Source organism: Pseudomonas fontis, from assembly GCF_028656955.1.
Taxonomy (GTDB): Bacteria; Pseudomonadota; Gammaproteobacteria; order Pseudomonadales; family Pseudomonadaceae; genus Aquipseudomonas; species Aquipseudomonas fontis.
In genome coordinates this window covers 1-7149 of sequence record NZ_JAMDGY010000109.1, presented here as the reverse complement: position 1 = coordinate 7149, position 7149 = coordinate 1, and the positions used below count along the sequence as shown (strand labels likewise).

Annotated in this window: 9 protein-coding genes and 1 tRNA gene; 5 read left to right on the top strand and 5 right to left on the bottom strand. The window is 59.1% G+C overall.

Annotated elements, in window-relative coordinates:
- Positions 1 to 192 precede the first annotated feature (192 nt).
- The 3 genes from M5G11_RS25090 to M5G11_RS25080 are packed head-to-tail and all read left to right on the top strand — an operon-like array spanning position 193 to position 2041.
- Positions 193 to 642, top strand: coding sequence for a hypothetical protein (locus tag M5G11_RS25090; protein ID WP_273909310.1), 450 nt, complete (start codon positions 193 to 195; stop codon positions 640 to 642).
- Positions 642 to 1787, top strand: a complete 1146-nt coding sequence (locus M5G11_RS25085) for a DUF6708 domain-containing protein (protein WP_273909311.1) — start codon at positions 642 to 644, stop codon at positions 1785 to 1787. Before M5G11_RS25090 ends, M5G11_RS25085 begins: the two co-directional genes overlap by 1 nt.
- Positions 1784 to 2041, top strand: coding sequence for a PAAR domain-containing protein (locus M5G11_RS25080; protein WP_273909312.1), 258 nt, complete (start codon positions 1784 to 1786; stop codon positions 2039 to 2041). Before M5G11_RS25085 ends, M5G11_RS25080 begins: the two co-directional genes overlap by 4 nt.
- A gap of 74 nt (positions 2042 to 2115) precedes the next feature.
- On the opposite strand, the gene M5G11_RS25075 is transcribed toward M5G11_RS25080, so the two are convergent.
- From M5G11_RS25075 to dapA, 5 genes are all read right to left on the bottom strand, one after another.
- Positions 2116 to 2205, bottom strand: a tRNA-Ser gene (locus tag M5G11_RS25075).
- 92 nt (positions 2206 to 2297) lie between these two features.
- A complete protein-coding gene (purC, locus tag M5G11_RS25070; RefSeq protein WP_273909313.1) occupies positions 2298 to 3008 on the bottom strand; it encodes a phosphoribosylaminoimidazolesuccinocarboxamide synthase in 711 nt (236 codons plus the stop codon).
- Between the two features lie 29 nt (positions 3009 to 3037).
- Positions 3038 to 3796, bottom strand: a complete 759-nt coding sequence (locus M5G11_RS25065) for an MBL fold metallo-hydrolase (protein ID WP_273909314.1) — start codon at positions 3794 to 3796, stop codon at positions 3038 to 3040.
- On the bottom strand, positions 3797 to 4912 hold the full coding sequence (bamC, locus tag M5G11_RS25060) for an outer membrane protein assembly factor BamC (RefSeq protein ID WP_273909315.1): 1116 nt from the start codon (positions 4910 to 4912) through the stop codon (positions 3797 to 3799).
- A 17-nt stretch (positions 4913 to 4929) separates the two neighbouring features.
- Positions 4930 to 5808 (bottom strand): 4-hydroxy-tetrahydrodipicolinate synthase, encoded by an 879-nt coding sequence (dapA, locus tag M5G11_RS25055; protein WP_273909316.1) that lies wholly within the window; start codon positions 5806 to 5808, stop codon positions 4930 to 4932.
- Between the two features lie 260 nt (positions 5809 to 6068).
- Here dapA and M5G11_RS25050 point away from each other — a divergent pair, with 260 nt between their 5' ends.
- Both M5G11_RS25050 and M5G11_RS25045 read left to right on the top strand, forming a co-directional pair.
- The gene (locus M5G11_RS25050) at positions 6069 to 6629 is read left to right on the top strand and encodes a glycine cleavage system transcriptional repressor (protein WP_273909317.1); all 561 of its coding nucleotides are present in this window, start codon (positions 6069 to 6071) and stop codon (positions 6627 to 6629) included.
- Between the two features lie 12 nt (positions 6630 to 6641).
- Positions 6642 to 7115, top strand: a complete 474-nt coding sequence (locus M5G11_RS25045) for a peroxiredoxin (protein ID WP_273909318.1) — start codon at positions 6642 to 6644, stop codon at positions 7113 to 7115.
- The last annotated feature ends 34 nt before the right edge of the window (positions 7116 to 7149 follow it).

The window sequence follows — 7149 nt, the reverse complement described above, 5'->3', positions numbered from 1 at the left end:
CGCAATATCACTGCGAACTGGGGCTCTGCCGCCCATGACTGGAAAAGCGCGATGAATCAATTTGCGATTCTGTACGGAGATCGATTTATCAGGCCGACCTGGTAAAAGCACGGCCTGCCTGACGGCAGGCCGTTACCGGCCCGCACACAAAAAATCTGACAGTCCCTCCTCGCTTGGTGGGATTTTGTGGATATGTCCCACCACCTGGAAAAAGTTAAAAACAAGAACAGTACTCAAGCTCCCACTAAGCCTGCCATTTTGTCCTTAGCCTATTTTGCGCGAGCAGTCGCTACTGTCACGCTCTCTGCCGCAGAAATAGGAACGGCAGTTGCAATCGCAAAACCTTTTTTTGATCATCTGGCACAAGCCGGGAAAACTGGATTCGCTCAACACCTTGGAAAGTCTTTAGGGCACGTTGCAGGACGTTTAGGGACACAAGCTTCGCGCCTGTTGCTCGCACGCTTGGTATTAGGCGCATTTTGGATAGGTTTGGCTATCACGATCATCATTTTGATCTTCGATGATGATGCCCTGGAAAAATGGTGTAACCGCTGTGCATATCGATTAGATAAAAGCTCAAAACCCTACAGCGATGGCGATGAGTTACCAGCCCTGTTTTCAGCATTCCGAGAGGTGACCTGATGTACCTAATCGAATGGGGTTGGTGGCAAATGCAAAAAGAATCCGCTGCCACACGCCAAGAAATGGAAGCACTTCAGACGCCTGCCCAGCGACGCTCCGACAAAGATTTCTACGAGGACGATATTGCGTCTGAACTCCACTTCAACTCCGTAAGCGAAAAGCCTCACCTACGCGGCCCTGTCTTTGCATTTAACGATACCTATCTGGAAATACGCTGTGGGGGAATGGAAGAAAAGCGCGGGCTTATAACGCTCATGAGCGTTGGCGGTTTTGGTGTGTGTGCCGTCATGTGGGTAAAACTGACTGCCAGCTTTATTTATCTAAACACACAGTGGAGCCACCCATTCAACCCGGTGCTATTACTTCTTCTGTCGATCACACTACTGATAGGGGCCGGGCTGTTCTATTTCTATTTCAAATACGGTTTTCAATTCACCAGACTTGAAATGCTCACCAGTCGCCATCTTCTGGTTCGCTTCAATCGAAAAACCCAGCAGGTTCACCTGCACCGCCCTGCATATTGTGGTGGCATTTCCACCTTTTCTTGGAGATCGACCGGCAGCACTGCAATTGACCCAGACGAAGACTCCTTGAGCCTCGGAATGAGGTTAGGCCTGATATGGCATCCCAGCCAGACTGGGCTACCTCACCTGGAAATGGCCCTCATCGGCAAACAAGGCCAAGGCGGCAGCGAACTACGTGACGAATGGGAGTTCATCCGCCGCTACATGGAAGAAGGCCCCGACTCGGTTCCACGCCCACGCCTGAGCACTCAACTACCCTCCCTCCTCCAGGCTTTTTCCGCCCAGTTCGAAGGCCTGGGCCGCTTCCTGCGCAAAAGCAGTTGGCTGATGAAAGTAGTGCTGCTGATGGTCTGGCCGGCCTTCGTCGTGCTCGGTGGCTCGCACTGGCTCAGCCTGATGCTCTGCTGGCGCCCGCGCTGGCCCAAGGTCATTCGTGAAGCCGGACAGCCGGGCAAACCCACTCCACCGCTGACAACTCTGGATGACTACCCACCGAAAGTCCGCGAACGGCTGCTCGCCAACGCCGACCGTTGGCACCTCAAGCCGGGCAAACGCCCCGAGAAAAAGCCTCGCGCGCCCTCGCGCCGCGCCAAAAAAATAGAAAAGGACCCAATTTCATGAAACCCATCGTTCTGGTCGGCCACAAACACAGCTGCCCCCTGCATGGGCCAGGCGAAGTCGTTTCAGGGAACTCAAACATGCTGGTTGATGGCCGAGCGGTGGCCTGTGTCGGTGACAGCATCAGCTGCGGTGCGGTCATCCAGACCGGCTCTGCGAGCCACACCATCGAAGGCCGGGCAGTCGCCCGCCAAGGCGACAGCACCAGCCACGGCGGCACCTTGCTGGAAGGCAGTAGCGCCTGGCTGGTTGGCTGAGGCGCAAAGCCAAACGCCAGATACGAAGAAGCCCCCGCAAACGCTAAGTTTGCGGAGGCTTCTTCGACACATAATGGCGGAGAGATAGGGATTTGAACCCTAGGTACTGTCGCCAGTACAACGGATTTCGAATCCGTCCCGTTCGGCCACTCCGGCATCTCTCCAGTGGCGCGCATGATACCAGCAGTTTTCCAAAAGGCGAAGCCCTATTTCAAAAAAATTGCGTGCTATCAGGCGCTTGCGTGAGACAGCCGCCTTACAGCGGCACGCCCAGGCGTTTTGCAACTTCTTCGTAGGCTTCGATAACGTCGCCCAGACCCTGACGGAAGCGGTCCTTGTCCATCTTCTTGCGGGTTTCCTTGTCCCACAGACGGCAGCCGTCCGGGCTGAATTCGTCGCCCAGGACGATCTCGCCATGGAACACGCCGAACTCAAGCTTGAAGTCGACCAGCAGCAGGCCGGCGTCATCGAACAGCTTGTTCAGCACTTCGTTGACCTTCAACGACAGCGCCTTCATCTTCACCAGTTGCTCGGCGGTACCCCAGCCGAACGCAACCACGTGGGATTCGTTGATGAACGGGTCACCCTTTTCGTCGTTCTTGAGGAACAGCTCGAACGTCGACGGCTCAAGCTTGGTGCCCTCTTCCACGCCCAGGCGCTTGACCAGGCTACCGGCCGCATAATTGCGCACGACGCACTCGACTGGGATCATGTCGAGCTTCTTGACCAGGCATTCGTTGTCGCCCAGCAGCTTGTCGAACTGGGTCGGCACGCCGGCTTCTTCCAGTTTTTGCATGATGAACGCGTTGAACTTGTTGTTCACCGTGCCCTTGCGATCAAGCTGCTCGATACGCTTGCCGTCGAACGCCGAGGTGTCGTTACGGAACAACAGGATCAAACGGTCGGCGTCGTCGGTCTTGTAAACCGATTTGGCTTTGCCGCGGTAGAGTTCTTCACGTTTTTCCATGATGGGCTCCGCTTGCTAAGTAAGATGGGCTAGGCGATTTCGCGCCAGTCGAGCCCGCAATCCTGGTTGGCCACTTCAAGCCAGTCCGGGTCGCACCCAAGGGTGTCGACGAAACATTGCCGGGCCAGCTGTGGCAGGTTGTTCTTGCTACTGAGATGGGCCAGCACCAGGTGCTGCAGGTTGCGCCAACCCAGCTCGGCCACCAGGCTTGCGGCCTGGTGATTGTTCAAATGTCCGTAATGACCACCGACCCGCTGCTTGAGAAACATCGGGTAAGGCCCGCGGCCCAACAGGTCGCGACAGTGGTTTGCTTCGATCAGCAAGGCGTCCAGGCCCCGGTAGCTTTCGAGCAGGTCCGCATCGTAAGAGCCCAGGTCCGTCAGCACGCCGAAACGGCGACGACCATCAGCAAATACGTACTGCAACGGCTCCAGCGCGTCATGGGCTACACCCACGGCGGTAATGCTCAAGCTGCCGACCTGCAAGGTGTCGTTGGCGGCCAGAAAACCCGCCGCCTCTACCGGCTTGCGCATACCCCGCAACGTGCCACGGCTGAGGTACACCGGTACATTGTAGCGCCGGGCCAGCAAGCCCACGCCATGCACGTGGTCGGCATGTTCATGGGTAACCAGCACGGCGCTCAACTGCGCGGCCGACACCCCGAGCAGCGCCAGGCGCCGCTCGGTTTCACGCAGGGAAAAGCCGCAATCAACCAGGACACAAGTGTCACCACTGGCGATCAGCGTGCCATTTCCCTGGCTTCCACTCCCGAGTACGGCGAAGCGCACTTAACCCAGGTTGTCCTGGATCACCGTCAACACGCGGCGCGCGACATCAGCCGGGGCAACCGTGTTGATGTTCTTCTCGACCGTAACCTGGACGCTGTCACCGACCTTGCTCAGGCGAACCTGATAGCGCTCGGCACGGGCTTCCAGCTCTTCCTTGCTCGGCGCACCGCCGAACAACTTGCTGAAGAAGCCAGGCTCCTGGTTCTTGACCTCGGCCTTCTCGGCAAGGTTGATGTAGTACAGGCCCAGGCTGCGGTTGATGTCTTCAACGCGCCATTCGCCCTGCTCAAGGGCACGCCCTACGCTGGACCAGGCACGATCAAGGTCGGCGCCCAGGTTCAACACCGGATTGCCGCTACCGTCTTCGCTCAGGGTGACGCGGCTAGGCGCATCGAAATCACGGGCCGCGAGCAACGACACGGAGCCGCCTTTCTCGGCGCTGCGGGTCATGCTGGCAAGCATTTCGTCAACCAGGATGGCATCGACGCCAGTGTTCTCGGCGCGGGCCGGGAAGTCCTGATCGGCTGTGCTGCCGGCCGGACGCTCAACGGTGACCACGTAGACTTCACTGGTGTTGCGCTGCACACCCGGCTCGATGCGGATACGTGCACGGATCTCGCTGTCGCTGCTGCTGGCAGCGCTGCCCAGGCGCTTGGCCATGGACGTGGAGAGCTCGTCAAAGCGCTGCCAGGTGGTGTTGAACTCACCGGTCTGCGGGCGCTCTTCAGCAATACGGAAACCGTTGTCCTCGAAGAACTGCCGGGCCACTGGCCAGACTTCTGCCGGGGCACGCTGGGCCAGGACCCAACGCGAGGCACCGCTCTTCTGCAGGCTGAAATCGCTGATGTCGGCGCTGGCCGACAACGCCAGTGGGCGCGGCACTTCGAACTCGCCCTTGACGTTGTCGTCGGCGACATTGCGCGGGATCGGCAACAGCGGATCAAGCCGCTTGATGTTGCTCGCGTCCGGCGGCAGCTGCATCGGGGCGGTTTGCGAGGCCTCCAGATAATCGCTGCCACGGTCACGGAAGTAACCCTCTTCGCCCCAGAGCCAACCACAACCACTGGTGCTCGAGATGATCAAGGCAAGGGCGGAAAGACCAGCCAATCGCTTCATGCGGTGTACGTCCTCAATTAAAACTGCAGGCCGCACTGGCGCATCGCCTGGCGTACCGTATCGTGACAGGATTCGCTCAGCCAGGTCAGCGGCAGGCGGATGCCCTTGTGCATCAGGCCCATTTCGACCAAAGCCCATTTCACCGGAATCGGGTTGGCTTCGACGAACAGGTCCTTGTGCAGGGGCATGAGTTTTTCGTTGATGGCGCGGGCGGTGACGGCGTCGCCTTTGAGCGCAGCCTCGCACAGGTCGGCCATTTCACGCGGGGCGACGTTGGCGGTCACGGAGATGTTGCCCTTGCCACCCAGCAGGATCAGTTCGACGGCGGTCGGATCATCGCCAGACAGCACGATGAAGTCCTTGCTCACGCCATCCAGAATGGTCTGGGCACGCTTCAGGTCGCCGGTGGCTTCCTTGATGCCGATGATGTTCGGCACGGTGGACAGGCGAATCACGGTCTCGGCCTGCATGTCGCAGGAGGTGCGGCCAGGAACGTTGTAAAGAATCTGCGGAATGTCGACGGCTTCGGCAATGTGCTTGAAGTGCTGGTACAGGCCTTCCTGGGTCGGCTTGTTGTAATACGGCACCACCAGCAGGCAGGCGTCGGCGCCAGCATTCTTGGCGTTTCGCGTCAGGTGCACGGCTTCGCTGGTGGAGTTGGCACCTGTACCGGCGATCACCGGAATGCGACCAGCAACCTGCTTGACGACAAATTCGATGACCTTGATGTGTTCTTCGACATCCAGGGTGGCCGACTCGCCGGTAGTACCGACGGCGACGATGGCGTGGGTGCCGTTTTCCAGGTGGAAGTCCACGAGTTTGCGTAGGCTGTCCCAATCAAGACGCCCTTGTGCATCCATGGGTGTGACCAATGCCACCATACTGCCCGCAATCATGAAACTGCTCCTGCCGGAAAAAGAGAGCCGTAATGGTACTGGCGCCATCGGGCTTGCACAAGCGAAGCAGGCGGGCGGAGCATTCCCCTGAGCGAGCATTTTCGCTACCCTTCCTTCTTTGATCGATACACAGCGGCCCGCCGGGCTGCCGACAACGCGCCCCGACAGTGCCCGAACCCTCGATCCTGAGCTTCGGATCCACGCCGACCAGCCCATTTGCCGCGTCACGTACCGACCACTCATCGCTTTAGGAATGCTGCATGTCCACCCCCACCGTTCGCGAACAATTCCTTGTCATCAGTGCCTTGGGCCCCAACCCGATGGAACTGACCAACATCCTGTGCCGAGCCAGCAGCGACAATCGCTGCTCGGTGGTGACCTCGCGCCTGACCCGTCATGGCGAGTGCAGCGCACTGGTACTGCAGATTGCCGGCAGCTGGGACGCACTGGCACGTTTCGAAGTGGCGCTGCCTGGCCTGGCCAAGAAACACACCTTCACGGTCAATGTGGTGCGCAGTGCCGAGCTGGAAGTGCGCCCGCAATCGCTGCCGTACGTCGCTTATGTGAGCTCGGCCTACCGCCCGGACATCATCAATGAGCTGTGCCAGTTCTTCATTGACCACAATGTCGAGCTGGAGAACCTGACCTGCGATACCTACCAGGCACCCCAGACCGGCGGCACCATGCTCAACGCCACGTTCACCGTAACGCTGCCGGCGGGCACCCAGATCAGCTGGCTACGTGACCAGTTCCTGGACTTCTCCGACGCGCTGAACCTGGATGCACTGATCGAACCGTGGCGCCCACAGAACCCGATGTAAGGAGACCGTCCCATGGCCGTAGCACTCGACCAGCCCGTCGCCGACTTCCAGGCCCAGGCCACCAGTGACCAGGCTGTCAGCCTGGATTCGCTGCAGGGCAAGCAGGTGGTGATCTACTTCTACCCGAAGGACAGCACGCCTGGCTGCACCACGGAAGGTCAGGGTTTCCGTGACCACTACGCGGCATTCCAGGCCGCCAATACCGAGATTTTCGGTGTGTCGCGCGATGGCTTGAAGTCGCATGAGAACTTCAAGGCCAAGCAAGGCTTCCCGTTCGAGCTGATCAGCGACAAGGACGAGGCCCTGTGCCAGCTGTTCGAGGTGATCAAGCTGAAGAAGCTGTATGGCAAGGAATACCTGGGTGTGGATCGCAGCACTTTCCTGATTGACCAGCACGGCGTGCTGCGCAAGGAATGGCGCGGCGTGAAGGTGCCTGGGCATGTGGAGGCCGTATTGGCCGAGGCGCAGGCGCTGAACAAGGCCTGAGCAGCTGGGGCTGCGTGTAGATACCGTCTTGCCC